This is a genomic window from Enterobacter sp. CCUG 70166, assembly GCF_020224095.1.
GTDB lineage: Bacteria > Pseudomonadota > Gammaproteobacteria > Enterobacterales > Enterobacteriaceae > Enterobacter > Enterobacter intestinihominis.
This window is the reverse complement of sequence record NZ_NRIQ01000040.1, coordinates 1-26,678: the sequence shown is the minus strand read 5'-3', so window position 1 is coordinate 26,678 and position 26,678 is coordinate 1. Positions and strand designations below refer to the sequence as shown.

Annotated in this window: 24 protein-coding genes and 3 pseudogenes; 11 read left to right on the top strand and 16 right to left on the bottom strand. The window is 52.7% G+C overall.

Annotated elements, in window-relative coordinates; translation table 11 throughout:
* Positions 1-124 precede the first annotated feature (124 nt).
* The 4 genes from CKK19_RS18050 to CKK19_RS18030 form a co-directional block, all read right to left on the bottom strand.
* Positions 125-751 carry an inovirus Gp2 family protein gene (locus CKK19_RS18050; RefSeq protein WP_063854367.1) on the bottom strand — a complete coding sequence of 209 codons (627 nt, stop codon included), beginning with the start codon at positions 749-751 and terminating at the stop codon, positions 125-127.
* A gap of 125 nt (positions 752-876) precedes the next feature.
* Entirely contained in the window at positions 877-2,298 is a 1,422-nt protein-coding gene (locus CKK19_RS18045; RefSeq protein ID WP_057060428.1) for a YfjI family protein, read from the bottom strand.
* Between the two features lie 135 nt (positions 2,299-2,433).
* The gene (locus tag CKK19_RS18040; RefSeq protein ID WP_015063060.1) at positions 2,434-2,670 is read right to left on the bottom strand and encodes a helix-turn-helix transcriptional regulator; all 237 of its coding nucleotides are present in this window, start codon (positions 2,668-2,670) and stop codon (positions 2,434-2,436) included.
* Between the two features lie 549 nt (positions 2,671-3,219).
* A complete protein-coding gene (locus CKK19_RS18030; protein WP_225455196.1) occupies positions 3,220-4,092 on the bottom strand; it encodes a hypothetical protein in 873 nt (290 codons plus the stop codon).
* 129 nt (positions 4,093-4,221) lie between these two features.
* On the opposite strand from CKK19_RS18030, the gene CKK19_RS18025 reads away from it, so the two are divergent.
* Positions 4,222-4,380 carry a hypothetical protein gene (locus CKK19_RS18025; RefSeq protein ID WP_100247359.1) on the top strand — a complete coding sequence of 53 codons (159 nt, stop codon included), beginning with the start codon at positions 4,222-4,224 and terminating at the stop codon, positions 4,378-4,380.
* On the opposite strand, the gene CKK19_RS18020 is transcribed toward CKK19_RS18025, so the two are convergent.
* From CKK19_RS18020 to CKK19_RS18010, 3 genes and pseudogenes are all read right to left on the bottom strand, one after another.
* Complete coding sequence (locus CKK19_RS18020; RefSeq protein WP_032666205.1) at positions 4,377-4,991, bottom strand: Fic/DOC family protein; 615 nt, start codon at positions 4,989-4,991, stop codon at positions 4,377-4,379. The genes CKK19_RS18025 and CKK19_RS18020 overlap by 4 nt on opposite strands.
* A gap of 4 nt (positions 4,992-4,995) precedes the next feature.
* On the bottom strand, positions 4,996-6,312 hold the full coding sequence (locus tag CKK19_RS18015; protein ID WP_042998205.1) for a tyrosine-type recombinase/integrase: 1,317 nt from the start codon (positions 6,310-6,312) through the stop codon (positions 4,996-4,998).
* 28 nt (positions 6,313-6,340) lie between these two features.
* Positions 6,341-7,036 (bottom strand): annotated as a pseudogene (locus tag CKK19_RS18010) (Arm DNA-binding domain-containing protein); the annotation flags it as partial.
* Between the two features lie 347 nt (positions 7,037-7,383).
* Between CKK19_RS18010 and tnpA the strand changes: the two are divergent.
* Positions 7,384-7,821 (top strand): IS200/IS605 family transposase, encoded by a 438-nt coding sequence (gene tnpA, locus CKK19_RS18005; protein ID WP_032751944.1) that lies wholly within the window; start codon positions 7,384-7,386, stop codon positions 7,819-7,821.
* A 189-nt stretch (positions 7,822-8,010) separates the two neighbouring features.
* On the opposite strand, the gene CKK19_RS18000 is transcribed toward tnpA, so the two are convergent.
* The 5 genes from CKK19_RS18000 to CKK19_RS17980 all read right to left on the bottom strand — a co-directional run bounded on the left by CKK19_RS18000 (position 8,011) and on the right by CKK19_RS17980 (position 12,964).
* A complete protein-coding gene (locus CKK19_RS18000) occupies positions 8,011-8,334 on the bottom strand; it encodes a DUF1889 family protein (RefSeq protein WP_001573898.1) in 324 nt (107 codons plus the stop codon).
* 109 nt (positions 8,335-8,443) lie between these two features.
* On the bottom strand, positions 8,444-10,258 hold the full coding sequence (locus tag CKK19_RS17995; protein ID WP_057060389.1) for a diol dehydratase reactivase subunit alpha: 1,815 nt from the start codon (positions 10,256-10,258) through the stop codon (positions 8,444-8,446).
* Between the two features lie 11 nt (positions 10,259-10,269).
* On the bottom strand, positions 10,270-10,698 hold the full coding sequence (locus tag CKK19_RS17990) for a diol dehydratase small subunit (protein ID WP_057060390.1): 429 nt from the start codon (positions 10,696-10,698) through the stop codon (positions 10,270-10,272).
* Between the two features lie 2 nt (positions 10,699-10,700).
* Positions 10,701-11,285, bottom strand: coding sequence for a propanediol/glycerol family dehydratase medium subunit (locus CKK19_RS17985; RefSeq protein ID WP_057060391.1), 585 nt, complete (start codon positions 11,283-11,285; stop codon positions 10,701-10,703).
* Positions 11,286-11,296: 11 nt separating this feature from the next.
* A complete protein-coding gene (locus CKK19_RS17980; RefSeq protein ID WP_016243883.1) occupies positions 11,297-12,964 on the bottom strand; it encodes a propanediol/glycerol family dehydratase large subunit in 1,668 nt (555 codons plus the stop codon).
* A gap of 392 nt (positions 12,965-13,356) precedes the next feature.
* On the opposite strand from CKK19_RS17980, the gene CKK19_RS17975 reads away from it, so the two are divergent.
* The 4 genes from CKK19_RS17975 to CKK19_RS17960 are packed head-to-tail and all read left to right on the top strand — an operon-like array spanning position 13,357 to position 15,872.
* Positions 13,357-13,785, top strand: coding sequence for a GlcG/HbpS family heme-binding protein (locus CKK19_RS17975; protein WP_007372190.1), 429 nt, complete (start codon positions 13,357-13,359; stop codon positions 13,783-13,785).
* Positions 13,786-13,807: 22 nt separating this feature from the next.
* Entirely contained in the window at positions 13,808-14,971 is a 1,164-nt protein-coding gene (gene dhaT / locus CKK19_RS17970) for a 1,3-propanediol dehydrogenase (protein ID WP_007372189.1), read from the top strand.
* Positions 14,972-14,987: 16 nt separating this feature from the next.
* Complete coding sequence (locus CKK19_RS17965) at positions 14,988-15,341, top strand: glycerol dehydratase reactivase beta/small subunit family protein (RefSeq protein ID WP_007372188.1); 354 nt, start codon at positions 14,988-14,990, stop codon at positions 15,339-15,341.
* On the top strand, positions 15,342-15,872 hold the full coding sequence (locus CKK19_RS17960) for a cob(I)yrinic acid a,c-diamide adenosyltransferase (RefSeq protein WP_057060393.1): 531 nt from the start codon (positions 15,342-15,344) through the stop codon (positions 15,870-15,872).
* Here the strand turns inward: CKK19_RS17960 and dhaR are convergent.
* Together dhaR and CKK19_RS17950 are read right to left on the bottom strand one after the other, a co-directional pair.
* The gene (gene dhaR / locus CKK19_RS17955) at positions 15,850-17,775 is read right to left on the bottom strand and encodes a dihydroxyacetone kinase operon transcriptional regulator DhaR (protein WP_057060396.1); all 1,926 of its coding nucleotides are present in this window, start codon (positions 17,773-17,775) and stop codon (positions 15,850-15,852) included. The two genes, CKK19_RS17960 and dhaR, sit on opposite strands and share 23 nt — an antisense overlap.
* A gap of 89 nt (positions 17,776-17,864) precedes the next feature.
* Positions 17,865-18,962, bottom strand: a complete 1,098-nt coding sequence (locus CKK19_RS17950; RefSeq protein WP_057060394.1) for a glycerol dehydrogenase — start codon at positions 18,960-18,962, stop codon at positions 17,865-17,867.
* Between the two features lie 560 nt (positions 18,963-19,522).
* Between CKK19_RS17950 and CKK19_RS17945 the strand changes: the two are divergent.
* Positions 19,523-19,738 (top strand): annotated as a pseudogene (locus tag CKK19_RS17945) (dihydroxyacetone kinase subunit DhaK); the annotation flags it as partial.
* On the opposite strand, the pseudogene CKK19_RS25445 reads toward CKK19_RS17945, so the two are convergent.
* Both CKK19_RS25445 and CKK19_RS17940 read right to left on the bottom strand, forming a co-directional pair.
* Positions 19,728-19,877, bottom strand: a pseudogene (locus CKK19_RS25445) (hypothetical protein); the annotation flags it as partial. The pseudogenes CKK19_RS17945 and CKK19_RS25445 overlap by 11 nt on opposite strands.
* A 113-nt stretch (positions 19,878-19,990) precedes the next feature.
* Positions 19,991-21,088 carry a glycerol dehydrogenase gene (locus CKK19_RS17940; RefSeq protein ID WP_057060395.1) on the bottom strand — a complete coding sequence of 366 codons (1,098 nt, stop codon included), beginning with the start codon at positions 21,086-21,088 and terminating at the stop codon, positions 19,991-19,993.
* 556 nt (positions 21,089-21,644) lie between these two features.
* Here CKK19_RS17940 and dhaK point away from each other — a divergent pair.
* The 4 genes from dhaK (at position 21,645) to CKK19_RS17920 (ending at position 26,511) form a co-directional block, all read left to right on the top strand.
* Entirely contained in the window at positions 21,645-22,715 is a 1,071-nt protein-coding gene (dhaK, locus tag CKK19_RS17935) for a dihydroxyacetone kinase subunit DhaK (protein ID WP_059686958.1), read from the top strand.
* A gap of 10 nt (positions 22,716-22,725) precedes the next feature.
* Positions 22,726-23,358, top strand: a complete 633-nt coding sequence (gene dhaL, locus CKK19_RS17930) for a dihydroxyacetone kinase subunit DhaL (protein ID WP_007372179.1) — start codon at positions 22,726-22,728, stop codon at positions 23,356-23,358.
* Between the two features lie 10 nt (positions 23,359-23,368).
* Positions 23,369-24,787 (top strand): dihydroxyacetone kinase phosphoryl donor subunit DhaM, encoded by a 1,419-nt coding sequence (gene dhaM / locus CKK19_RS17925; RefSeq protein WP_057060420.1) that lies wholly within the window; start codon positions 23,369-23,371, stop codon positions 24,785-24,787.
* A 74-nt stretch (positions 24,788-24,861) separates the two neighbouring features.
* A complete protein-coding gene (locus CKK19_RS17920) occupies positions 24,862-26,511 on the top strand; it encodes a glycerone kinase (RefSeq protein ID WP_007372177.1) in 1,650 nt (549 codons plus the stop codon).
* Positions 26,512-26,678: the final 167 nt, after the last annotated feature.

Below are 26,678 nucleotides of genomic sequence, written 5' to 3'. Positions count from 1 at the left end.
TAATCGTGGGGGCAGGTCAGATACACAATTTAAATTACAGTCTCGATTATAGTAAAACAACCATCTTTAACTGATGGGTTTGGCCTTTCCATCCATAAGAAAGGCCATCGTTGTAAAAAATAAATTACCCGCGACTGCAGCCGAAATTACGGTCCCCATCACCGACTATTTTAGTTCTTACTTTGGTCATGTAATCCACCCTGTTCATCAAATCGCTATAAGTCTGCTCAAAGTTGTCCCTTTTACGATTGAGAAGGTATTTGCCATTTGGCGGGTAATTAACTAACTTCCCCGAGCTATCTATAGGGATGCCAAGTGCACTGTACCAAGCTGTCGTTATCATTGTACGTAACGTGTTACGGTTTAAGTCGTAATCACCTAAATGATAATAAGCATCCTGATTGAAGCACAGTATCAAATGGTAATGCCGCTTTCCATTTTTGGTATATTCTCTGACCCATGCGTAACGTAAAGTGGAATGTCGACTATCAGGCCAGTCTTTCCGTTGAGTTTTAATATGCTTATCGTGTTTAAGCTTTGCTTTTAACGCACTGGTAAAGCGAGATATAGCACCAGAGTCAACCCTGGGTTGAAAGAATGGGTTATCCATATTTTCTGTATCAATTGGGTCATGCAGATCAACACGTAGAATCATTGAGTTAAGATGTTCGTTTAGGGAGTCATCAATAACCTGTTTGATTCTATCCCGATATAGGGATAAATGTGATCCGAATTCACTATCGTATGTCATATAGTATCCTGTTTGATGATATTGAAGTAAGTGATGGATTTAATATACATTACCTATCATGACAACAAACCATTAACTGAACTGGGCTCATTATTCATTTTTACTCTTGAATTAAATACAATTAATCAGAATGAAGTTGAGGCGTTCAAACCAGCGATAGCTATTAATGTGGTTTTCCCCTTTTTTCCCACAAGGATTTTATTTTGAGAGAATAATGTACTGAGTAATTCATTTGCTTTACTACGATTCCTGAATTTGTTAGGGCCATATTGGAGTATGGTATTTTTAGTAATATAAGGTACAACAAGGCGATTACAATGGTTTTTTATCCACCAATAAAGCTCATCAGCCTCCGAGATTGCCAGCGTGAATTCTTGAGGTTTAGAAAATATGTGGATGTACTCATTCACATACCAGGTAGTTATCTTCACAGCATCTTCGACTGCAGAAAGAGGTATATCGCCATCATTGCCATTAAAAAAATGCAGAAGAGCGGCTACTCTTGCCGTATTTTCTGCGACCTTAGATGCATAGTCTTTAAAGTCTGTTAAGGTGCCAAGTAAGCCCATATCTGACTCCACCTTGTTATAAAATTCTATCCAGCGACTTTCCGCTTCTACAGAGAAACGCAGACAAAGACGATTATTTTGATTATATCTTGAAATATTTTCGTTAACTATCTCCATCAGTCGTTGATGGAATACCGGCAAATGTTCGCTTGAAATAACGGGACTGGAGATAATTCTGGAACCTTGTTTTGAATCAGGCTGACATATCAAGCACCGGGCGAAGAATCCGATACCTTTAGCTGCATCACCTTTACGTTGCAGATAACCTTTAAACACCTCAGGCTGAACCATCAATCCTAATGTTAGTCTGGCATTTTTGATTAATTTTTCCGGTTCGCTTTTCCTTTCCACGGAAAATGTTGCACCATCCCACATTTTGTTGATAAAGGGGAGTTCGTTCAGCGTATAACCATTAAAAATAGTACCAGCTTCATCAGACATAATACCGATAGAGCGCCAGTAACCACAGAGGTAATCCTTAATAGCCGCAGGTGTGGCGTCGTTAAATATCTGCTTGAATCTCACAGGTGCTTTACGTTGCAACTCCAGAAACTCTTTCAGACGTTCATTCGTTGCCGAGTGATCTTTATTTTTGCGAATATCTGACTTCAGTTTTGACATCAAGGCTTTCTTTTCAATGTTAAAAACCGTTTCTTCATTCCTCCAGACAACCAAGTCATGAGTATATTTTTCAAACCATTCTTCTTCCAGTTGATATAATGGCTTCATCAGTAGTTTGTCCACAGTACTTTTGCGTTCACCAGATTCCGCCAGCGTCAGTAAGAAAAGCGATACCGGACTGCGCAGATTATTCAGTCGGCACACATCAATACGGTTCTGGCATGCAAGCGAAATAACCCCCAGTACCGATGCGGCAATCAAAGCCTGAGGAGCCTGCGTGTGCTGTTCCACTTCATAAACCGCATTTCTGATAATCTGAGGAAACGAATCAATTGGAAAAGGACGAGCGTTAAACATGCAATACCTCTAATAAAATTCACGTTAAAAACGTTTCGCTCAAGTTGCCATTCCGCTATTAATTGCAGAAATAGCAGGATGAACACGGAGCATTCAGAAAAAAACAAAAAAATAAATGCACAAAACCTCTGGATCCTAACGTTCGTTAATCCAGCAAAGCAGATCGCTTAACAACCAGCCACAGGACTTCAACCCAATAGACTTACGCAACGGAAACTGACCGACTTGCTCCAGTTTCCAAGCCGTTGAACGAGATATCGATGTGATGCACTGACGTTCTTTTTCACGTACGAGGCGATCATGGGGTTCGCCATAGTTACGCAGGACCTGTAAACGTTCTTGTGGTGTTGGATAGTTGAATGTTGATTTCATGTTGCCTCCTTCGTTTCAGTGAAAGCAGCATGTCTCAGTTTACGAGGATGTGAAAGGAACGGCCTCGCTATTAAGGCCTTAATAAGGGGCCGAGTATTAGAGATAAGTGACCGCAACTTGCTTGACACATACCGAGCATTACCACGCCTGATGAGCCAGACAAAGCGAAAGATAAAGTCAGCAGCGGCAGACGGTGCTTACGATGTGAACTACTGTCACGACTGTCTAAAGAGGAAGAAAATCAGGCCGATGATACCGTTGCTTAGCGGGGCGGTGTACTGGTCTCTGGAGAGGAATCAAGTGGTGGCGTACCAGCGATTAACGGGGAACAATAAGGAATGAAAATAGAAAGTAGGCTAACACCTGCGTTCGTTGGCGGAAACTGCAATGGCGCGGGTGAAGGGGGTGAATAAAATGACGATACTGCCTATGCCGGTCAATGTGGGGATTGCCTGAGATATAGGAACAAGGACTTTGCCGCTCTCAAAAATGATTTATTCAACAAAGCCCCTCCAAATCATAACGATCATATCCACTTAAAATCCCCGGTCATATAGAAACATTTTTTAGCCATCGACGAACGGTCTCAGAATTAAATTTATATTTCCCACCATACTTATTTTTATTGAGACTGGTTAAGATATCAGCCATCGTTGTAAAGTTAACATTCCCTTCATTATCCAAACAATATTCATTCAGCAATATGTACAAAGCCAAATGTTCTATTTTTGAATAACGGCTTCCACTTTCTACCTTTTCAAGGCTAGGTGAAACAGTCAATATACATGCTAATTTTTCGATATCATCAACATTCATGTATAGGTTATTAATGCTAACTTCAATCACTTCTTTAAATGTCAAAAAATCGTTTTCATCATGTCCAATGACTTTCAAAAAAGATGAGTTATCGTCATCTGAGAAAAAAGGATTTGCATTGAATACTTTATAATCACTTTTTACAAACTTTGTGGTTGCACCTGGTTTAACCTGCCAATACCCGTACGCGTAACCATCGTAATAAAGCTGATCATCACCGATGGGAATATAGCAAATCTCGGCACCCTTTTTCCTTCGAAACTGTCTAACATTAGTCAAATTAGATTTGTTTTTTTGATAAGAATCAAGTTCATTAATTATTTCATTTTTCCTATCTTCAATAAACCCTCCGTATTGCTCAATGTTATCCATTAAGCTATTAGGTGTACTAATACCTGTATAAATATAGTCGTCATTCGTCTTTAATGCGGAATCATCCACATTATGAATAGTACATGATAACTGACATAAACATCCTTCAAAATGTACATAAAGAGGGAGCTTATCATCACACCAAAGATCTATGACTTTATCCAATTCAGTGCCACACTGAACTACAATACTTTCTACAGTAACAAACTTATTTCCAGTTTCCACAATGATCATTTACCCTCAGAATAAAAAATTCACTGCCTCTATGGTTTTGATAGTGTTTTAATACATTACACAGTGAGACCTATTGCCCAATTCAGTCAGTACTACTATAATCAAATTGGATCCATTAAGGAACAGCCCATGCACAAACAACCAATGTCATCCTTCGTTACTAAAGAACAAATCTACCGCGCCGTTGCCAGCTCGACCGCGATAGAAACCGGTGCTCCTGTGCACAAAATTGAGCAGCAGCTTAAACGCAATCAGGCACTGGCGAAAGCCGTTGGCCTCGCCCGCTAGTCTGGCAAGATATCGCTCACCAGCTGCATCATAGGGCTGTAGTTCCCTGATACGCCTGCCTGTATTGCCTTGAAGTAAAACGCCTTATGCTCATCCCACAGGCTGTAGTCCAGTAAGCCCTTTCCCGCCAGAACCGACAACACATCGCAAAGCAATCTCGACAGACGCCCGTTACCTTCTCTGAATGGGTGGATCAAAATAAATTCCACATGGCATTCAGCCAGATAACGAACCAGCTCCGGACGAGCCAAGGATTTCAGTTCACCAGACCGGGAAAGAAACTGCTTCTCGAAACCATCAAGCAGCAGCGGAATCCTGTCGGCAGCGGCAAACTGAAAGCCGTCCTTAGTCAGGTTAGTGTTACGCAGCCTCCCTGCCCAGTCATATACATTCCCCAACCATTGGCGATGCCACGTGCTGATGTGATCAAAAGCTAGCACCTCAGGCGGCTGGCCCTCGATAAATAGCTGCTCATACAGCATCAGCAGCAAGCCAGACTCCAGCGCCTCCATTTCCTGCTCATCAATGATCCCCAGCTTATTGGCAAGCACTAGGTCGTTTGAGCCTGGCTGATATCGCTCTTCTGCTGAATTAAGCTCATATCTTGACAAGTCCTTACCTCCGTCCAAACAAGTTCACAACGTTGTTTTCCTGCTGCCGTTGATAGTTGTTGACCCGATCCTCCCAAATCTCAAGCGCCCTGCGTTTTTCAGTCAAGTAATCATAACGGTCATAGTGTTTCGAGCTGACATCGTTCAAAGCGTGATTCTGAATACGGTCGCGGATCTCTTTGCTGATCCCCGCCTCCCCCATCAGCGTTTTACAGGTACGACGTAAATCTCGCGCCGTGAAAACTTTAAACTCAGGATTAAAGGCCCGAAAATACATGATGGAACGCGCCAGACTATCCGTGCGCACAGGGCGCTCACCGTTCGTTGATAACGGAAAAATAAAGGGACTGTTACTTTCCTTAGTCAGCTCTTTAACTGAGGCTAATTCCTGTAGTGCCGATTCAGTCAGCGGGATCAGATGCTCACGCTTGTTTTTCGATACATCGGCTATGACCAGCAACGTCTTTTGTTGCCAATCAATAGCACTCCACTGGCTGGCAATCATTTCAAACGGACGCTGTCCACCAGCATAAACACAGAAGCGAATCAGATGCTGCATCAGCGGCCCAACGTTGGTGGCCTCGACGAACTGTTCCATGACAACACGCAACTCTTCCAGCGTTAACCATGTATCACCCACTTTTTCCGCCGAAGACTGTTTCGGTATGGCCGAGACCGGGTTAACTTCAAGACCAAACGTGATACCCACGCTGGTATTCATCGGATCGTTATCGGCTTTAAGCCCATAGTTGAATGCCGCCATCAGATAGGAACGAATTCGGTTTGCATGGACCACCGCATCACGCTGGATAATGCCTGACAAGATCGTTTTGATCTGTAAGGGCGTGACATCTTTCGCTTTGGTCTCGCGAGGAATGACTGAATAGCACTCTTTTTCAAGACGCTTCAGTACATCGGCCCAGGTCCGCTTATTGTCGAGCTTCATCTTATTAACGTAACCATGCACCAGTTCTTCAAACGATCCTTGAGAACGATGGATCTGCATGATGTGCTGTTCGGCCAGGCGCTGTTGCTCAAGCTCTTGCTGGGGCTCTTTTCCTTCAACAAGCCAGGCACCATACTTTTTCGCCAGCTCATTGGCCGTCACCAGTTTCATCTCAGGCCAGATGCCCAACTGGATGAACTTCTCTTTCTTCCCTTTCTCAACGTAATAACGGAAATAAAAAACTTTGCTGCCTGAAGGCTGAACCTTGACGCCAAGCCTGCCAGTACCACGTTGAGCACTGTTGCTCCACACGTAGTACGCCGTGCTTTTAGTCTTCAATCCACGTATAGCAGTCTCGGTAAGATTAGCGGCCATGAGTTTACCTTTCTGAAAATAAGCGTTACCTGACCCGATGCCCATTTCGTGTAGTTCCATGCCATTTACGTTTAGTGCTCAGCACCATTGTCGGCGGATCAGGCAGCAGCCTATTACCTTCTGAATCTCGATAATGGTCATGGGCATAACGATAAACAGCACGTAGGACACGCGCCCACAAATCAGCCTGGGCTTTGCTGCCAGTCGCCACACCAGAACGTCGCGGCTTATCACCGAACCACACACCCCCATCAGTGATCGCTTTATGCCTGGACTCAACCCGTTCGCGATCAATGGCCGCCAGCGGATTTTTAAGCCAGTCACCAGAGAAATTGTTAAGGATGCCCTGATACTGGTCTATCGTCGTTTGCTTGATGCGCTGTTCGCGCGATTTGATGTACTCCGCCAGCGCATCGGCCAATGTGATAGATTTATTTTTCTCTTCCCGCCGACGTTCATTGGGATTTTGTCGCGTTGTCGCCACTTCTCCCAAAGTACGAGCCGCCATTTCACGGGCCTGGTCAACAGTGAGATCGGGAAATTTACCCAGCGTGACCCGAATAAATTTATTTTCCCGGTAACGAGCCACACAAAACGATTTCGCCCCCGAGCTGGTTACTCGCAGACGTAACCCCGGCAAAACACTATCAGCGAACTCCAAACGCTTGTTAGGATCGGGAATGATGGCCGCTATTGCCGCTTTGGTAAATTTTAGAGTTTCCAATTTTGCCCCACATATCCCTGGGGATATGCCGGGGATATTCCATATAGGTAATATGGAGTAATTTTAGGTCAATATGGTGATTTTGAACATGCTTTAAATGCTTGTATTTCAAGGAAAGGGAATAATAGTGATGTATATCTTACCAAACTCATAATCGCTTGGTCGCTGGTTCAAGTCCAGCAGGGGCCACCAAATTTCAAGGACTTGCGAGAAATCGCAGGTCCTTTTTTATCCCAGCATGAACACCACCTCCTATGGAGGTGGTCAGCAATAAGTTGGCTCTGCCAATAATGCTACTCATGGGAAAATCCGAATCTGTTATCCCCATAACTGATAAGGATTTAACCATGAGTAGATTCCAGAAAGCATCTCACGTGCTCTGGTGTTGTCAATATCATATCGTATGGACACCCAAGTACCGATTTCGCATCCTCAGGAACAATGTTGGCAAAGAGGTCTATAAGCAGATAAGGATCTCAAGTGAGCAGCTCGGGATAGAAGTGGTAGAGCTGAATGTTCAGATAGATCATGTCCATTTGCTGGTAAAAGTCCCGCCACGTCTTTCTATTTCACATGTAATAGGTCATTTGAAAGGTAAAACAGCCCTTAGGTTGTTCAGCAAATTTCCCTACCTGCGGAAGAACAAGCTGTGGGGAAATCACTTTTGGGCACGGGGTTACTGCGTAGATACCGTAGGTATAAATGAAGAAATGATAAGAAAGTACGTGAAGTATCAGGAAAAGCATGAAGTTGAAGAGAGCCAGCTTCCACTAAAAGAGGTGTGAAGGGAAGGCTCTCAGAGTCTGGACTGAGTACGCTCCTATGGGGCGTTATCAATGCCACCTGCTATGCAGGTGGTTTTTTACTAATCTTTCGTTTAGATATGTCTGCCCAATAAGCAGCATGTGGCAACCCTTCTGGACGCCGCCATCCTTAGATGGAAACGTCCGTTAGCGTTTTATTCGATAGTCAGCTCACACGAGTTCTTTGAGCTGCTCCTGCATATAGGTCGAAAAATACTCTGGGTTTTTGATAAGGATGCGGTTACCGGAGGCGACTTTTTCTGCCCATCCGGCCACTTTTTTCGTGAACTCAGGATTCCATCCCTCCTGCTCACCCCGTGCCATCACAACTTCCGGACTCGCTGGCACACCTAAGTCATGCAAATACTTTAGAATTCCCTTAGCGGTGCTTTCATCCATTGAATGGGGTACTGACGCCGAAGTGTTCATACCACCAATAAAATCCAAGGCTTTTTCAATTGCTGTTGGCATGCTCTTATCCTTAAAATTAACCACGTGAGAGACACCTTGATACTATGTACCCAACTCCGCCGGGATATCAAAGAGAACATCGCCTTTCTTTGACTTACCCCGCAGCTAAACGCTTGCGCGGCTGTTTTCTGCGCTATTTTTTTGCTTCTCCGGCTAAAACCAGCCCGGTCGCCACCGCATTGCGCGGGCCTTCAGTGCCACGGATGTTGCCCTGCCCGGCGACAACGCCGTAATGCGCCAGCGCATCGGTGATCATCTGCGGAATTTCAAAATCCAGCGATGAGCCACCTACCAGCACCACAAAAGTGATATCGCGAATCGAGCCGCCGGGCGAAACCTGACGTAACGCGCGCAGACAGTTGGTCACAAAGACTTTCTCTTTGGCCTGACGGCGCACCAGACGAATTTTTTCCAGCGAGATTTGGTTATCTACCGGGATCAGCTCCCCGTCTTTCAGATACACCACTTTGGCAAACACCGACGGGCTGAGCGGCTCGCGAAAAAACTCCACCACGCCGTTCTCATGGCGAATGCTGAACAGACTCTCCACTTTGGCCAGCGGGTATTTTTTAATTTCCTCTGCCAAAAACGGATCGCTTAAGCCGAGCTCCGTTTGAATCAACAGGCTGACCATATTCCCCGCCCCGGCAAGGTGTACCGCCTTCACTACGCCATCGTTATTGATAATGGCGGCATCGGTGGATCCTGCGCCTAAATCGAGGATCGCCAGCGGAGCGGCGCATCCCGGCGTCGTTAACGCGCCAGCCACAGCCATGTTGGCTTCCACGCCACCGACTTCGACGGGCGTGTTTAGCCGCGCACTCAGCTCGCTGGCGATAGCCTGCATCTGTAAGCGATCGGATTTCACCATCGCCGCAATGCCAACGGCGTTCTCCATTGAACATTCCCCGGCAATGCCCCCCTGCACCGCGCGGGGAATAAACGTATCCACCGCCAGAAGATCCTGAATATGCACGGCGTTCATGTCATGACCGGTCAGCGAGGCCATCACCTTACGCACCCGCTCAAGCATCCCGCCCGCGTGCGTACCTGCTTCACCGCGAATATCGCACACGGGCGCGCAGGCGCTCATCGCCTGCATAATGGCCTGCGCGCCTTGCGCTACGTCAGCTTCCCCACCGCGCTTTTCGCCACGAATAAAGATCTTACCCGCCGGGATCGTTCGCGACTGCACATCACCCTGCGGCGTTTTCAGCACCACGGCGGAACGGTTGCCAATCAGCGCTCTGGCGATAGGGACGATGGTTTGCGTTTCCTCCGGCGTCAGGGCAAAAAAGGTCGCGATGCCGTAAGGATTCGACAATACCCGAACCACCTGCCCGGCGGCCGCCACTTCCACCGCTGCCAGCACACCTTCCGGAACCTTCTCCAGTAGCGTGACTTCATCGACCACCGGCATTGCCCGACGCAGGCGATTGTTGACCAGTACGCCATCATCTTTTTTCAGGATCGCCGCCACCACGTTGATCCCACGATCGAGCGCCGTATTGATAAGCCAGACCGCTTCGAGGAAATCGATCTCTTCGCCCACCAGCGGGATCCAGCCCTGTGCAAAGCAATCCTCGCTCAGTGATGCCAGCTTATCCACGCTGATGGTGGTTCCCATCCCCACACCGACGCCACCCGGCGTTTGCGGGTTATGGCCAATCATTGTCGATTCAGTAATGATGGTTTCAGTGATGGTTTCCATCGCCACATCGCCAATCACCGGCGCGGCCTCATTGATGCAGATTTTCGCCACGGCCTGAAGCGACCACGGTGTTTTATCCAGTGCCTGCTGCAGAGAAGCGACCACCCCGGCAATGTTGTCCCGCGTCCCTTTCATGCCCGTGGTGGCGACAATCCCGCTGGCGATAAACTGCCCATGCTGTGCCAACGCCACTTCGGTGGTGGCGTTGCCGATATCAATCCCGGCGATTAACGGCATACCTCCCTCCGTCACTGGCTACCTTTGCGCAGCTTGTTTCTCTGCTGATACACCTCTGCCGACTCGCGGACAAAGGCGGCGTTCACCGTGGCATGCCAGGTATATTCCAGTTCATCGGCAATCGCCTGTAGTTCCGCAAATGAAGAACGAAACGGGCGCAGCGCGTTGTAGATCTCCAGAATGCGGGCATCTGGGATGGTAATCAGCTCTGCCGCACGACGGAAATTGCGCGCCACGGCGTGACGCTGCATCTGTTCGGCAATCTGCGCCTGGTACTCCAGCGTTTGCTGAGAAATACGCACATCCTGCGGTCCGACCTTGCCTGCCAGCAAATTCTCAAGGGTAATGTCGGTTAACGGTTTCCCGCCAGGCGTCTGGATTTTCTCCGGGCAGCGGGTGGCTAATGGGTAATCCTGCGCGGTCATGATGTTGTCGTTCATGGTCATTCCCTCACCAGTACAATATGCAGCGTGACAGGCGCAGCATCCTGCACCACATGTTTGGTTTCTTTGATGTGAAACAGCGCGGCCTTGGCCATAAATTTAGGGCGCACCATCTGGTCATTGACCACCGGCACCGGCGAAGGCGACTCTTTGCGTGCATAGCGCGCGGCGTTTTTACCGATCTGGCGATAGGTTTCCAGCGTCAGCAGCGGAGCCTGAGAGAACAGTTCAAGGTTACTCAGCGGCAGCAGATCGCGCTGATGAATCACCGTGGTTCCCTTCGACTGGATACCAATCCCAATGCCGGAACCACTGAGATTGGCCGCATCCCACGCCATAAAAGAAACGTCCGAGGTGCGCAGAATTCTCACCACCCGCGCATGCAGCCCCTCTTCTTCAATACCTGCCACCAGCTCTTTAAGAATCGCCTTATGCGGCATATCAATCAGGGTTTTGTGCTGATACTTATCAAAGGCCGGACCGACGCCAATCACCACTTCATCTACGCGTTCGTCCCCTTTAGCCGCTTCGCCTTCGCTTACCTGCAAGGTGAAAACCGGCTTACGTTCAGTTGTGCATTCCACGGTGTACCACCTTATTCAATTGAGCCTGGCTGAACCACGCCCGCGATATTTTTAATTTCCGCCCAGCGCTCGGCAGAGATGCGATAGCCGGTGCCTGGTCCCTGATAATCATTAATGTCGTTAACGGCGCTTACCACCTCAAACTGGCGATCCAGAATGGCCGACGTTTGCAGGTAATCACCGGTGACGCGCTGTCTCAGCATATTGAGAATGTTACTGGCGATATCTTCGAAGCCGCTACGGCTTAGCGCGCCGACGATATCCAGCCCGGTGATATTGCGCTTCATCATCTCTTCCACGGCGGCCAGATCTTCCACCACATTGCGCGCGGGCATATCTTTGCTGCCGTGAGCATAAGTGGCGGCCTCAACTTCCTCATCGCTAATCAGCGGCAGGCCCAGTTCGCGGAACACCGCCTGAATGGCGCGTGCCGCCTTGTTGCGGATGGCGATGGTTTCTTCTTCGGTTACAGGACGCAGACCACCATCAACCATCAGATCGCGTTGCAGAATGTTGTAATCATCGAAGTCTTCCGCGTCGAAGTTCGACCCGGCAAACATGTTGTCGTAGTTCGGTACGGCGCTATAGCCGGAGAAGATAAAGTCGGTGCCGGGAAGCATTTGCATCAGGGTACGGGCGGTACGGCGAATATCAGAGTGGGAAAAGGTCTGGTCATTGGCGGAGGCCACTTCAAGGTCGAGCATTGAGGCAATCAGGTTTTCCGCCAGCACCGCGCGGATCCCCGACGGCACCGCGCCGGTCATGCCAATACAGCTGACCGCACCGTTTTGCAGCCCCTGTACGCCCGCGCCTTTGGTGATAAAGATGCAGCGCGACTCCAGATAGAGCATCGATTTACTCTCGGAATAGCCCATCAGCGCTTCCGAACCGGTGCCAGAGGTGTAACGCATTTTCAGTCCGCGAGACGCATAGGCCGAGGCGAGAAACGCTTTGGACCACGGCGTATCATCGCCGTCGGTAAACACAGACTCTGTACCGTATACCGACACGGTTTCGGCGTAGCTGGTTAACCCGCGCATCCCCAGCTCCAGCTCAGTCGCCTCCTCAACGGAACATTGCGTGAGCACGCCGGGGCGACCGCACTGGGAACCGACCAGCAGCGCCAGGGCGTTAAACGGCGCATAGCGGGCGATCCCGACCGTCGTTTCCTGTTCTGAAAAACCACGGATCCCCGCTTCAGCCGCATCGGCGGCAATCTGTACCGGGTTGTCTTTCAGGTTGGTGACATGGCACTGGTTGGACGGCGTGCGTCTGGCGCGCATTTTTTGCAGCGCCATCATCATTTCCACCACGTTCATTTGCGCCATCACCTCCACCGCTTTCGCCGGGGTGATAGCGGTGGTAATAGCAACAATCTCTTCCCGGCTGACGTGGATATCCACCAGCATTCTGGCGATCTCCAGCGCGTCGAGCCGCATTGCCCGTTCAGTTTCAGCCACGTTAATCGCGTAGTCGGCAATAAAACGGTCAATCATGTCGAACTCGGCGCGGCTCTTGCCGTCCAGCTCAACAATACGACCATTCTCTACCTTCACCGACGAAGCCGGATCGTAGGGGCTTTCCATGGCGATCAGTCCCTCTTCAGGCCATTCGCCAATCAGCCCATCCTGATTTACAGGGCGCTTCGCAAGCACTTCGAATCGTTTTGATCTTCTCATAGTTTATGGACTCAAAAGATAAAAAATAGGGACGCCGGGCCGTATTGCCGGGGACACACCTCCCGGCATTCGCCTTTCATCAGCAATGGCCGAACTCTAAATGAGCACAGCAATAAAAAAATAAAATTAATTTCGTTCCAATTTGGCACGTAATAAAAATTCATCGTTCCATATTGAAACGGTTCTCAGGAATATTCGGAGCGAATTGTGACGAAGTTAAATGATCATTATCAATAAACACTAATACACAAAATTAAATTAATACTTTTTAAATTTTCACCCTATTGACTTAATAACGCGCGGCGAGAAAATAAAGCCAAACCCAATGATAAAAAATAGCTGTATCGCGATATTTTCGTGACCTCAGCCCTACAACATTTTCAGGAGAGACTGTGAATAAGAGCCAACCAATCGCCACCATTACGCTGGCGGCGGCGAAAAAAATGGCGCAGGCCGTCGAGGCTAAAGCGCTTGAGATCAACGTGCCGGTGGTCTTTTCCGTGGTGGATCGCGGCGGCAACACGCTGCTGATGCAACGCATGGACGACGCGTTCGTCACCAGCTGTGATATTTCTCTTAATAAAGCGTATACCGCCTGCTGTCTGCGGCAGGGGACCCATGAAATTACCGACGCGGTACAACCGGGTGCGTCACTATATGGTTTACAGCTAACGAATCAACAGCGGATCGTTATTTTTGGTGGCGGCTTACCTGTCATGTTAAACGATAAATTAATCGGTGCTGTCGGCGTAAGTGGCGGTACTGTCGAACAAGACATGTTATTAGCGCAAACCGCACTGAATTGTTTCTCTGAATTATAATTTAAATCTAAGAAGGTAAATTATGAGCTATCGTATGTTTGATTACCTGGTGCCAAATGTGAACTTTTTTGGCCCGAATGCTATTTCCGTCGTGGGCGAACGCTGCAAACTGTTGGGCGGTAAAAAAGCGCTGCTGGTGACTGATAAAGGTCTGCGAGCCATTAAGGACGGCGCGGTTGATAAAACCCTCGAACATCTGCGTGAAGCCGGTATTGACGTGGTGGTGTTTGACGGCGTCGAGCCAAACCCTAAAGACACCAACGTGCGCGACGGCCTGGACGTTTTTCGTAAAGAGCAATGCGATATCATCGTTACCGTCGGCGGTGGTAGCCCGCATGACTGCGGTAAAGGCATCGGTATCGCGGCGACGCACGAAGGCGATCTCTATAGCTATGCCGGGATTGAAACCCTGACCAATCCGCTGCCGCCGATCGTCGCGGTGAATACCACCGCCGGTACCGCCAGCGAAGTCACCCGTCACTGCGTGCTGACCAATACCAAAACCAAAGTGAAGTTTGTGATTGTCAGTTGGCGCAACCTGCCGTCGGTTTCCATTAATGACCCACTGCTGATGCTCGGCAAACCTGCGCCACTGACTGCGGCAACAGGAATGGACGCCCTGACCCACGCCGTTGAGGCCTATATTTCAAAAGATGCCAACCCGGTTACCGACGCCGCCGCTATCCAGGCAATTCGTCTGATCGCCCGCAACTTACGCCAGGCCGTAGCACTGGGCAGCAACCTGAAAGCTCGCGAGAATATGGCCTATGCCTCTTTGCTGGCGGGTATGGCCTTCAACAACGCCAACCTTGGCTACGTTCACGCGATGGCGCATCAGCTTGGCGGTCTGTACGACATGCCGCACGGCGTAGCAAATGCCGTCCTGCTGCCGCACGTGGCGCGCTATAACCTGATCGCTAATCCGGAGAAATTTGCCGACATCGCGGAGTTTATGGGTGAGAACACTGACGGTCTGTCCACCATGGATGCTGCCGAGCTGGCGATTCGCGCCATCGCTCGCCTGTCAGCCGATATCGGTATTCCGCAGCATCTGCGCGAGCTGGGCGTCAAAGAAGCCGATTTCCCGTATATGGCGGAAATGGCGCTGAAAGACGGCAATGCCTTCTCCAACCCGCGTAAAGGGAACGAGAAAGAAATTGCCGGGATCTTCCGTCAGGCATTCTGATCAATAAGGGGGCGCAATGTCACTTTCATCACCGGGCGTACATCTGTTTTATCACTCACGCTGGCAGGATACGCGCGTGCTTGATGAACTATGCTGGGGGCTGGAAGAGCAAGGCGTCCCTTGCCGGACAATCTGTTGCGACGAGCATGACTGCGCGCTGGCCCTCAGCAAGCTGGCGGCTAAAAGCTCAACGCTACGCGTGGGTCTCGGCCTCAGCGCCAGTGGTGATATTGCCCTAACCCACGCCCAGCTACCCGAGGATCGGGCGCTGGTCTGCGGGCATATCGCCGCTGGGATAGCCAGCATCCGCACGCTCGGCGCCAATGCGGGCCAACTGGTCAAAGTGCTTCCCTTCAGCGAGATAAAATAAATGTATCGCATCTATACCCGAACCGGTGATAAAGGCACGACCGCGCTATTTGGCGGCAGCCGTATCGACAAAGACGACATCCGCGTTAACGCCTATGGTACGGTGGATGAACTGATTTCCCAGCTTGGCGTCTGCTATGCCAGCTCGCGCCAGGCAGAATTACGCCAGGATCTGCATGCCATCCAGAAGATGCTGTTTGTGCTGGGGGCGGAACTCGCCAGCGATGAGAAAGGTCTCGCCCGCTTAACGCAGACGATTAACGCCGAGGATATTCAGGCGCTGGAGCAACTTATTGACCGCAATATGGCGCAGAGCGGCCCCCTGAAAGAATTTGTCATTCCGGGGAAAAATCTGGCATCGGCACAACTACACGTGGCGCGCACCCTGGCACGGCGGCTGGAGCGGATCCTCATCGCGATGGACAAAAAGCTGACGTTACGCGATGAACCCAAGCGTTATATCAACCGGCTGTCGGATGCGCTGTTCTCCATGGCCAGAATCGAAGAAACTACTCCAGATGTTTGCGCTTAAACTGGCTGGCGTCGATGTCGTACTGCTTCATCTTACGCCACAAGGTGGTGCGACCAATATTCAGCAGTTGCGACATCTCCTGTACTCGCCCACTGGTGACACGGGCGGCATGGATAATCGCCTCTTTTTCGATAGCGGTAAACGTCAGGCTGGCTGGCAGCAGGGAAGACGCGGTCTCCAGACCGGGACGCTCGGCAAACAGATAATCAGGTAAATTACTCAGCCGGATATGCCCGTTATCGCTACTGATAGCGATGTTTTCGATAATGCTGTTCAGCTCGAAATCATTGCCCGGCCACGAATAAGCCACCAGTTGTGCCAGCGCGTCGTCGTCGATCTTCAGGCTGGATGAGAAGCGTTTTTTCAGGCTATTCAGTCGCGTATAAATCAGCGAGGGAATACTGTTACGCCGCGCCCGTAGCGGCGGGATAACAATCTCAAAAGAGTGCAGCGCGTAATACAGTTGGCGGCTAAAGCGGTTTTGCTCCACCAGATTAGCGAGATCAACCGTAGTGGTGGCGATCACTTTCACATCCACCGGAATCAGCCGACGGGCATCAAGACGGGTTAATACTCCCTGCTTAATCACCTGTAACAGCGCGGATTGCAGCTCCGGTGCCAGATATTCAATTTTCTCCAGAAACAGCGTGCCGCCGTTCGCCAGCTCAAGGCGGCTCAACCGACCATTTTCATCATCGGTAGGCGCACTGCCCATAAAATCCTGCCCCAGCACGCTGTTGGCATACAGCTGACAGTTCACGGCAATATACGGTCCGCTGGCGCGTTCGCTTTCATTGTGAATGGCCTGGCTCAGCAGCTCTTTCCCTACGCCCTCTTCCCCACACAGCAGGATCGGGAAACTCCCCCTTGCCGCCTGGCGACCAAAATGGATCAAGCGTCGGGTTTCTGGATCGTCCGTCGACATCTGCTCAAAGGTGTGGCTCACCTTACCAAGCTGGCTGGTCATCAGCTGACGCATTTGCTCCACCGGGTGCAGCAGCAGGATAAAGCTGTTGCCCTGCTCCTCAACAATCGGCTTCAGGGTGATGACGGCATCAACAAACTGGTGCTGGCTTTCAAAAGTGACTTCGACGTGATTCAGACCGCGGGCATGTTTAATTGCCCGACGCAGCAGCATGGGCATATTGAGCAGGTCGTGAATGTTTTTGCCCTGGCTGGCCTGCGCATCGAGATGCAAAAGCAGCGCCGCGCGCGCATTGAGGAACTGCAACACTCCCTGCTCATTCCAGGCCATCACGCCATCATCCACGCTCTCCAGCAGCCCGTACATCTGGTTCAGATGGCGGTTGGACTCTGCCAGCAGACTGTCGGTCAGCAATGAATTGCCGACTTCTCTGGCAATCGCCAGCGTCAGGGATAAATCAGACACGGACTCATGTTCTACCAGACAGCATAATGAGATGGAGCCAAACAGACGCCCATGGTTATCGAACACTGGCGTCGAGCAAAACGACCACGGATGCAGCGCCTGTTTAAAGTGCTGAGCGCCAGAGGTTTTTGTCGGCTGGCCCGGCATTGTCGCCAGCGACAGCGCACAGCTGCCGATAATGCTTTCCGCGCAATAGCTGCCGTCGCGAAACCCAAGCTCCGCCAGCTGTTCTATCGTCTGCGGATCGCCGCAACGGCTGAGAATACAGGCCGATTCATCCAGAATCAGCAGCGCGCACGGACGACCGTCCATAAACTCCCAGGCATCTTCCAGCGCGGCCTGCGCAATCGTGAGCAGCGCCGTCTTACGACGACAAATCGACTCAAAGGTCAACCCTTGCGCCTGATGCGGCGCCTGCCAGGTTTCCCGCTGCATAAACTTGCTGCAACGATGCCATGACTGGGCGAGAACCGAAGAGACTTCCTGCCCGATGCTTTGCGTGTGCGCCGTCATATCCATTTCCGCTGTTTTGCCATAGACAACCCCTCCGGCAGAGACTGTCAGAGGGGGAGAAGATGCTGGGTAAATTTACCTATGCCCGATTAACGCACCAGCCACTGCTGTCCCAGCAGGTCTGCCGTCAAAATAGCGGCATGTACGCTTTCAGGCGTCACCGGGAACGGCATATTGTGAATGGTTTCACCTTCTGCGCAGGTGGCTTTAGCCACGGCCATGATCTTGCCATCAATGTCATCTTTTACGCCCATTTCCGCTAACGTTACCGGCAGGCCCACTTTCTGACAGAAATTCAGCACGGTTTCGATCTCTTCCATCGGGCTGTTCTGCAGCACCAGCTGCGCCAGCGTACCAAAGGCGACTTTTTCACCGTGGTACAGATGGTGGCACTCTTCCAGAATCGTAAAGCCGTTATGGATGGCATGTGCCCCCGCAAGGCCGCTGCTTTCAAAGCCGATACCGCTGAGGTAGGTGTTGGCTTCGACAATACGTTCCAGCGCATCGGTCACCACGCCAGCCTGGGCGGCTAAGCGTGCCTTTTCGCCTTCCGCCAGCAGGGTATCATAGCACAGGCGCGCCAGGCTCAGCGCCGCCACGGTGGACTGCCCGCCCGCCATGCTGGTCGCCCGAGCGTCATAACAGGCTTTCGCTTCAAACCAGGTCGAGAGCGCATCGCCCATCCCGGCCACCAGCAGACGTACCGGCGCTTTGGCAATAATTGCGGTATCCATCACCACCATATCCGGGTTTTTCGGGTAGATCAGATACTCTTCAAACTCACCCGCTTCGGTATAGATAACGGACAGCGCGCTGGTTGGCGCATCGGTTGAGGCGATGGTCGGGATCACCACTACCGGCAGCTTCTGGTAATAACCAATTGCTTTGGCGGTATCTAACGTTTTCCCACCGCCAATCCCAACCACGCCGCGGCAACCGTGTTTTTTCAGAATGGCAATCAGGCGATTAATTTCAACATGGCTGCATTCACCGTTGAAGCGTTCCGCGTGGCAGCTAATGTCATGGCTGTGCAGGCCATTGAGTACCTTTTCTCCCGCCAGCTTCATGACGAAGTCGTCCGCAATCACGAAAAAGCTGTCCGCCAGATTTTTAGCGTATTGACCAAATAAGGTAGAAGCGTCAGGACCCTGGAGATATTTGGCTGGAGATTGAATAACTTTTAGCATTCCTTTCATCCTCAAATAAGTACATGTTTTTACATGGTGAGCCCTGGCGTTAACCCGTTTAGCCTGATGTTGACGGCGAAAGCGGACGTACCGGAGCGATGTAATAACTGTATGGCGAGGCGTGTACAAAAAAATCTTTCGTCATTTTGTTCTGATATGGAACAGATAAAAATGACATGCGTTTCATATTGGAACGCTTAACCACAAAAATAATGAGATTTGCGATCTCGATCCGTTCCGTTACCGCGAAATCACCGACAAACACGATAATAAATTTCCCCAATTACGCGCCATCCTGGGTAAAGCCCCGCAAAAAAGACTGACTGCGCCGTGTGGCCTGCTCTGATCGCAGGAGGAAAAAGTCGAGCGAGTTCGCATTGTGATGATTTCTCGCCTAATTAAGTTTCATTTCGGAACAAAAAACAGCAATCACGTTTCGTAATGAAACTCATTTTCGTGTTGTTTTTTTCCATGCTGACTTCGCCAGAATCTCTCTATCGCCTCCGCACCATGAACATGCATTCGGGGGGTTGTCTTACACTCAACCTCGAGGAGCCGTTATGTCTCAATTCTTTTTTAATCAACGCCCCCATCTCGTTAGCGACGTGATCGACGGTACAATTATCACCAGCCCGTGGAATAACCTGGCGCGTCTGGAGAGCGATCCGGCCATTCGCATCGTGGTTCGCCGCGACCTTAACAAAAATAACGTGGCGGTGATCTCCGGCGGCGGTTCAGGACACGAACCCGCGCACGTTGGGTTTATTTGCGACGGCAGATCGATTCAAAGGTCAGCCCCTGCGCCTGATGCGGCGCCTGCCAGGTTTCACGCTGCATAAATTTGCTGCAGCGATGCCACGACTGGCTGATAACGGCTGAAACTTCATTTTCCGCACCCTGAGTCTGAGCTGTCATATCCCTTTTCCGCTGGAGTTAACACAGTTAAAACGACAAAACCCTCCGGCAGCGGCTGCCGGAGGGAGGAGTTGATGCCGCAATGCGCCGCGGCATAGAACCTTGTGAAAGACTTAACGCGCCAGCCACTGCTGCCCAAGCAGGTCCGCGGTAAGGATGGCGGCGTAGACGCTATCCGCGGTGACCGGGAACGGCATATTGTGGATGGTTTCGCCTTCCGCGCAGGTGGCTTTCGCCACCGCGTGGATTTTGCTTTCGATACCCTCTTTCACGCCCATCTGGGCAAGGGTGATCGGCAGGCAGACTTTTTCACAGAAGCCCATCACGGTTTCGATCTCTTCCAGCGGGCTATTTTGCAGTACCAGCTGCGCCAGGGTGCCGAAAGCGACTTTTTCACCGTGATACAGATGGTGGCACTCTTCAAGGATGGTGAAACCGTTGTGAATCGCGTGCGCGCCGGCCAGGCCGCTGCTCTCAAAACCGATACCGCTCAGATAGGTGTTGGCTTCGACAATACGCTCCAGCGCATCGGTCACCACGCCAGCCTGAGCCGCCAGGCGTGCTTTTTCGCCTTCCGCCAGCAGCGTATCATAGCACAGGCGCGCCAGGCTCAAGGCCGCCGCCGTGGACTGCCCGCCCGCCATGCTGGTGGCTCGCGCATCGAAGCAGGCCTTGGCTTCAAACCAGGTGGAGAGCGCATCGCCCATCCCGGCCACCAGCAAGCGTACCGGCGCTTTGGCGATAATCGCCGTGTCCATCACCACCATATCCGGGTTTTTCGGGTAGATCAGATACTCTTCAAACTCGCCCGCCTCGGTGTAGATAACCGACAGCGCGCTGGTCGGCGCATCGGTTGAGGCAATTGTCGGGATCACCACCACCGGCAGCTTCTGGTAATAGCCGATCGCCTTCGCGGTATCGAGGGTTTTCCCGCCGCCGATACCCACCACGCCGCGGCAGCCGTGCTGCTTAAGAATGGCGATCAGGCGGTTGATTTCCGCATGGCTGCACTCGCCGTTAAACCGTTCCGCATGGCAGCTAATATTGTGGCTATGCAGGCCGTTCAATACTTTGTCGCCCGCCAACTTCATCACGAAGTCATCGGCGATAACAAAAAAGCTGTCGGCCAGGTTTTTAGCGTATTCGCCAAACAGCATGGCGGCATCAGGTCCCTGGAGATATTTGGCTGGAGATTGAATAACTTTTAGCATTCCTTTCACCCTCAAATAAGTGCGTATGTTGACACGTGAGCCCAGGCCGTCATGCCGCGGCGCCTGATATCAATGGCGCTTACAGCCACGCTGCCGGAGCGATGCATCCACTGTAGGGCGAGCCGCGGCGAAAAAAATTTTTCCCTTTTTTGTTCTGTTCTGAAACAGATAAAAAAATAATGCGTTTCACATTGAAACAATGTGACTGAGAAAGCGATGGGATTGCGATCGCGATCGGATCATTTTGGCAAAAAAGCCGCTATCGTCTCCCCTCTTTAACGCAGAAAATCGCCTCAATGCGGCACAATGGCGAAAAAAATCATCCTTGCCCCATTTCTGATAGCAGAAAAAAACGGACAAATTATTAGCGCTGGCTCGCATTTCTCCTGTTTATCGGCAATTAATGTTCCATAAAGGAACAAAAATTCTTTTCTACGTTCCGTTATGGAACCAATTTTGACGGCATTTTATTTTGCGCCCGCTCAGCCAGAATCACTACATCGCCGGGCTACCCTTATAGACAGGCGACCTCCCCCTACCCTACGGAGCATAAACAATGAAAAAACTGATTAACAGTGTGGAAGATGTACTGAGTGAACAGCTTATCGGCCTGGCGAAGGCGCATCCTGAACTGACGCTGCACCAGGACCCGGTCTATGTCACCCGCGCTGATGCACCGGTCGCCGGCAAAGTGGCGCTGCTCTCCGGCGGCGGCAGCGGACACGAACCGATGCACTGCGGCTACATCGGCCAGGGCATGCTCTCCGGCGCCTGTCCGGGGGAAATTTTCACCTCGCCGACGCCGGACAAAATGTTCGAATGCGCGATGCAGATTGACGGCGGCGAAGGCGTCCTGCTGATTATCAAAAACTATACCGGCGACATCCTGAATTTTGAGACCGCCACCGAGCTGCTGCACGAAAGTGGCGTTAAGGTTACCACCGTCGTGGTGGATGACGACGTGGCGGTAAAAGACAGCCTCTATACCGCCGGACGCCGCGGCGTCGCCAATACCGTGCTGATTGAAAAACTGGTCGGCGCCGCCGCCGAACGCGGCGACTCGCTGGAAGCCTGCGCTGAACTGGGCCGCCGTTTAAATAACCTTGGTCACTCGATTGGCATCGCGCTGGGCGCCTGCACCGTACCGGCCGCCGGACAGCCCTCCTTTACCCTGAAAGATGATGAGATGGAGTTCGGCGTCGGCATCCATGGCGAGCCGGGTATCGACCGCCGCCGCTTCAGCTCGCTCGACCAAACCGTCGATGAGATGTTCGATACCCTGCTGGAAAACGGCGCATACAGCCGCACGCTGCGCCAGTGGGATAACGTCAAGGGAGCGTGGCAGGAAGTGAAACAGAGCAAAACCGCGCTGCAAAACGGCGATCGGGTTATCGCGCTGGTCAATAACCTCGGCGCCACCCCGCTTTCCGAACTGTACGGCGTTTACAACCGCCTTGCCCAGCGCTGCGAAGCGTCCGGCATTGTGATTGAACGCAACCTCATCGGCAGCTACTGCACCTCGCTGGATATGGCGGGTTTCTCCATCACCCTGCTGAAAGCGGATGATGACACGCTGGCGTTATGGGACGCCCCGGTCCATACCCCAGCGCTGAACTGGGGAAAATAAGGAGCACGACATGTCACTGAACAGAACGCAAATCGTCGACTGGCTGTACCGCTGTGGCGACATTTTCACCAAACAGAGCGATTTTCTCACCGGCCTTGATAAAGAGATCGGCGACGCCGACCACGGCCTCAATATGCATCGCGGCTTCAGCAAAGTGGTCGAAAAGCTGCCGTCGATCGCCGATAAAGACATCGGTTTTATTCTCAAGAATACCGGGATGACGCTGCTTTCCAACGTCGGCGGCGCCAGCGGCCCGCTGTTCGGCACCTTCTTTATCCGCGCCGCCCAGGTCACCCAGGCGCATCAGAGCCTGACCCTCGACGAGCTTTATCAGATGATCCGCGAAGGCGCGGACGGCGTCGTCAACCGTGGTAAAGCGGAGCCGGGCGATAAGACGATGTGCGACGTCTGGCTGCCGGTGGTGGAATCCCTGCGTCATTCCAGCGAGCAACATCTGTCTATCCCTGCCGCGCTGGATGCCGCCTGCGAAGTGGCCGAGCGCGCCGCCCACGCCACCATCACCATGCAGGCGCGTAAAGGCCGCGCCAGCTATCTCGGCGAGCGCAGCATCGGGCATCAGGATCCCGGCGCGACCTCGGTGCTGTTTATGGTTCAGATGCTGGCTGCCGCCGCCAAAGAGTAAGGAAATCGCGATGGTAAACCTGGTTATTGTTTCTCATAGCGCCCGGCTGGGCGAAGGTGTCGGAGAACTGGCCCGGCAGATGTTAATGAACGATGGCTGTAAGCTGGCGATCGCCGCCGGGATCGACGATCCCGACAGCCCGATCGGCACCGATCCGATTAAAGTCATGGAGGCGATCGAATCCGTCGCCGATACCGACCATGTTCTGGTGATGATGGATATCGGCAGCGCCCTGCTCAGCGCCGAAACCGCCCTCGATCTGCTCGATCCGGCGATGGCGGCAAAGGTGCGGCTGTGCGCCGCGCCGCTGGTCGAAGGGACGCTGGCGGCCACCGTCAGCGCCGCCTCCGGCGCCGGGATCGACAAAGTTATCGCCGATGCCATGAACGCCCTGGAAGCCAAGCGGGTTCAGCTGGGTTTACCTTCGCACACGCCTGACGCCGCCGCCCCAACGCTTGCTGACGACGGCGATGCTAAATCGGTTTCAGTCATTATTAACAATCACAACGGCCTGCACGTGCGTCCGGCATCAAAGCTGGTCGCCGCGCTGGCGGGTTTTAACGCCGACCTGGTGCTGGAGAAAAACGGCAAATGCGTCACCCCGGACAGTCTGAATCAAATCGCTCTGCTACAGGTGCGCCGCCACGATAAGCTGCGCCTGCTGGCCCGCGGTCCGGACGCCGATGCGGCGCTGGCGGCGTTTCAGGCGCTGGCCGCCGATAACTTCGGCGAGTCGCCGGAGGCGCAGCCGACAGCGGAACCCGCCATACCTGCGCGTGTTGAAGGCGCCGCGATGCTTTATCCGCAGGCGCCGATCCAACCGGCGCTCCCCGCCGCCGCCGACATCGCCCGCGAGCAGCAGCGCCTGCGCCAGGCGATCGACCAGACGCTGGCCGATCTCAATGCGCTCACCGAGCTGGCGGAACACAAATTTAACGCCGATATCGCGGCGATCTTCGCCGGTCATCACACCTTGCTCGACGATGAAGATCTGTTTGATGCCGCCAACGATCGCCTGCTCACCGAACAGTGCTCGGCGGAATGGGCGTGGCATCAAGTGCTGATGGAGCTCAGCCAGCAGTATCGTCAGCTGGATGACGCCTATCTGCAGGCCCGTTATATCGATGTCGACGATATTCTGCAGCGCACGCTGCGCCATCTGCAGGGTATTAAGGAGACGCTGCCATTCGCCAGTGAGCCGACGATTATTATCGCCGACAATATTTATCCCTCGACTTTACTCCAACTGGATGCCAGCAAGGTCACCGGCCTGTGCCTGCGCGACGGCAGCGAACAGGCCCACGGCGCGATTATCGCCCGCGCGGCGGGGATCGCCTGGCTATGCCAGCAGGGCGAAGCGCTGAATGATATTCAGCCTGGCGAAGCCATCACGCTCGATATGCGTCTGCAACGTCTTATTCGTCGCTAAATCCACTTTGACCGTTACCACTCCGGGGGCCCGCCTCCGGAGGGTGAGTTTTCGCTTACTGATCAGGAACCACTATGTCTCAATTCTTTTTTAACCAGCGCGCCAGCCTCGTTAACGACGTGATCGAGGGAACCATTATTGCCAGCCCGTGGAACAACCTCGCCCGCCTGGAGAGCGACCCGGCGATCCGTGTAGTGGTACGCCGCGATCTGAATAAAAACAACGTGGCGGTGATTTCCGGCGGCGGCTCCGGCCATGAACCGGCGCACGTCGGCTTTATTGGTAAAGGCATGCTGACCGCCGCGGTCTGCGGCGATCTGTTCGCCTCGCCGAGCGTCGATGCGGTACTCACCGCGATTCAGGCGGTGACCGGCGAGGCGGGCTGTCTGCTGATCGTTAAAAACTACACCGGCGATCGGCTTAACTTCGGCCTCGCGGCGGAGAAAGCGCGCCGTCTTGGCTATAACGTAGAGATGCTGATCGTCGGCGACGATATTTCGCTGCCGGATAACAAACAGCCGCGCGGTATCGCCGGGACTATTCTTGTGCATAAGGTGGCGGGCTATTTCGCCGAGCGCGGCTTCAACCTCGCCACCGTCCTGCGTGAAGCGCAATACGCCGCCAACCATACCGCCAGCATCGGGGTGGCGCTGGCCAGCTGTCACCTGCCGCAGGAAGCGGAAAGCGCGCCGCGCCATCAGCCCGGCCACGCCGAGCTGGGGATGGGCATCCACGGCGAACCGGGAGCCTCGACGATCGCGACCCATAACAGCGCGGAAATCATGCAGATTATGGTAGAGAAGCTGACCGCCGCCCTACCTGAAACCGGCCGCCTGGCGGTGATGCTCAATAATCTCGGCGGCGTGTCGGTGGCCGAGATGGCGATTCTGACCCGCGAGCTGGCCAACACCCCACTCCATGCGCGCGTTGACTGGTTGATTGGCCCGGCTTCGCTGGTAACGGCGCTGGATATGAAAGGCTTCTCGCTGACCACTATCGTGCTGGAAGAGAGCATTGAAAAGGCGCTGCTGTCGGATGTCGAAACCGCCAGTTGGCAGAAGCCGGTGCAGCCGCGGGCTGTTAATATCATGCCGTCCGCGCTCGCCAGCGCACGCGTCGCCTTTACGCCATCGGCCAACCCGCAGGTGGGCGATTACGTGGCGCAGGTGACCAGCACCCTCTCCGGCCTCGAAACCCATCTCAACGCGCTTGACGCCAAAGTGGGCGACGGCGATACCGGCTCCACTTTCGCCGCTGGCGCGCGTGAGATTGCCGCTCTATTGCAACGCCAGCAACTGCCGCTCAATGATTTACCCACGCTGTTCGCGCTAATTGGCGAACGCCTGACGGTGGTGATGGGCGGCTCCAGCGGCGTATTGATGTCGATTTTCTTCACCGCCGCCGGGCAGAAGCTGGAGCAAGGCGCCAGCATGGCGGAAGCGCTGAACGCCGGTCTGGGGCAGATGAAATTTTACGGCGGCGCCGATGAGGGCGACCGGACGATGATTGACGCTCTACAGCCGGCGCTGGCGGCGCTGCTGGCCGAACCGGATAATCTGCAGGCCGCTTTCGCCGCGGCGCAGGCCGGCGCGGATCGCACCTGCCAGTCGAGCAAAGCCGGCGCCGGACGCGCCTCCTATCTCAATAGCGAGAGCCTGCTCGGCAATATGGACCCCGGCGCCCACGCGGTGGCGATGGTGTTTAAGGCGCTGGCGGAACGCTAAGCCTCACCCGGTGGCGCTGCGCTTACCGGGGCGACATAACACCATTGAAAGGTAGCCCGGAGAAGGCGCAACGCGCCGCCATCCGGGTTTACCACACTGCCGATTATTTGCTATGCCAGTACGCCTGCGAATGCACCAGTTGCTGATTGTTGTGGTCAACTAAAACT

Bases quoted from the DNA above. Each gene is read 5' to 3' on its own strand.
- CKK19_RS17940 (WP_057060395.1), bottom strand. From the start codon at position 21,088: ATGCTAAAAGTTATTCAATCTCCAGCCAAATATCTCCAGGGACCTGAT.
- CKK19_RS17995 (WP_057060389.1), bottom strand. From the start codon at position 10,258: ATGCCGTTAATCGCCGGGATTGATATCGGCAACGCCACCACCGAAGTG.
- CKK19_RS17950 (WP_057060394.1), bottom strand. From the start codon at position 18,962: ATGCTAAAAGTTATTCAATCTCCAGCCAAATATCTCCAGGGTCCTGAC.
- dhaK (WP_059686958.1), top strand. From the start codon at position 21,645: ATGAAAAAACTGATTAACAGTGTGGAAGATGTACTGAGTGAACAGCTT.
- dhaT (WP_007372189.1), top strand. From the start codon at position 13,808: ATGAGCTATCGTATGTTTGATTACCTGGTGCCAAATGTGAACTTTTTT.
- CKK19_RS17990 (WP_057060390.1), bottom strand. From the start codon at position 10,698: ATGAACGACAACATCATGACCGCGCAGGATTACCCATTAGCCACCCGC.
- CKK19_RS18045 (WP_057060428.1), bottom strand. From the start codon at position 2,298: ATGTTTAACGCTCGTCCTTTTCCAATTGATTCGTTTCCTCAGATTATC.
- CKK19_RS18050 (WP_063854367.1), bottom strand. From the start codon at position 751: ATGACATACGATAGTGAATTCGGATCACATTTATCCCTATATCGGGAT.
- dhaR (WP_057060396.1), bottom strand. From the start codon at position 17,775: ATGACGGCGCACACGCAAAGCATCGGGCAGGAAGTCTCTTCGGTTCTC.
- CKK19_RS18025 (WP_100247359.1), top strand. From the start codon at position 4,222: ATGCACAAACAACCAATGTCATCCTTCGTTACTAAAGAACAAATCTAC.
- CKK19_RS18040 (WP_015063060.1), bottom strand. From the start codon at position 2,670: ATGAAATCAACATTCAACTATCCAACACCACAAGAACGTTTACAGGTC.
- CKK19_RS17965 (WP_007372188.1), top strand. From the start codon at position 14,988: ATGTCACTTTCATCACCGGGCGTACATCTGTTTTATCACTCACGCTGG.
- dhaM (WP_057060420.1), top strand. From the start codon at position 23,369: ATGGTAAACCTGGTTATTGTTTCTCATAGCGCCCGGCTGGGCGAAGGT.
- dhaL (WP_007372179.1), top strand. From the start codon at position 22,726: ATGTCACTGAACAGAACGCAAATCGTCGACTGGCTGTACCGCTGTGGC.
- CKK19_RS17920 (WP_007372177.1), top strand. From the start codon at position 24,862: ATGTCTCAATTCTTTTTTAACCAGCGCGCCAGCCTCGTTAACGACGTG.
- CKK19_RS17960 (WP_057060393.1), top strand. From the start codon at position 15,342: ATGTATCGCATCTATACCCGAACCGGTGATAAAGGCACGACCGCGCTA.
- CKK19_RS18030 (WP_225455196.1), bottom strand. From the start codon at position 4,092: ATGATCATTGTGGAAACTGGAAATAAGTTTGTTACTGTAGAAAGTATT.
- CKK19_RS18015 (WP_042998205.1), bottom strand. From the start codon at position 6,312: ATGGCCGCTAATCTTACCGAGACTGCTATACGTGGATTGAAGACTAAA.
- CKK19_RS17980 (WP_016243883.1), bottom strand. From the start codon at position 12,964: ATGAGAAGATCAAAACGATTCGAAGTGCTTGCGAAGCGCCCTGTAAAT.
- tnpA (WP_032751944.1), top strand. From the start codon at position 7,384: ATGAGTAGATTCCAGAAAGCATCTCACGTGCTCTGGTGTTGTCAATAT.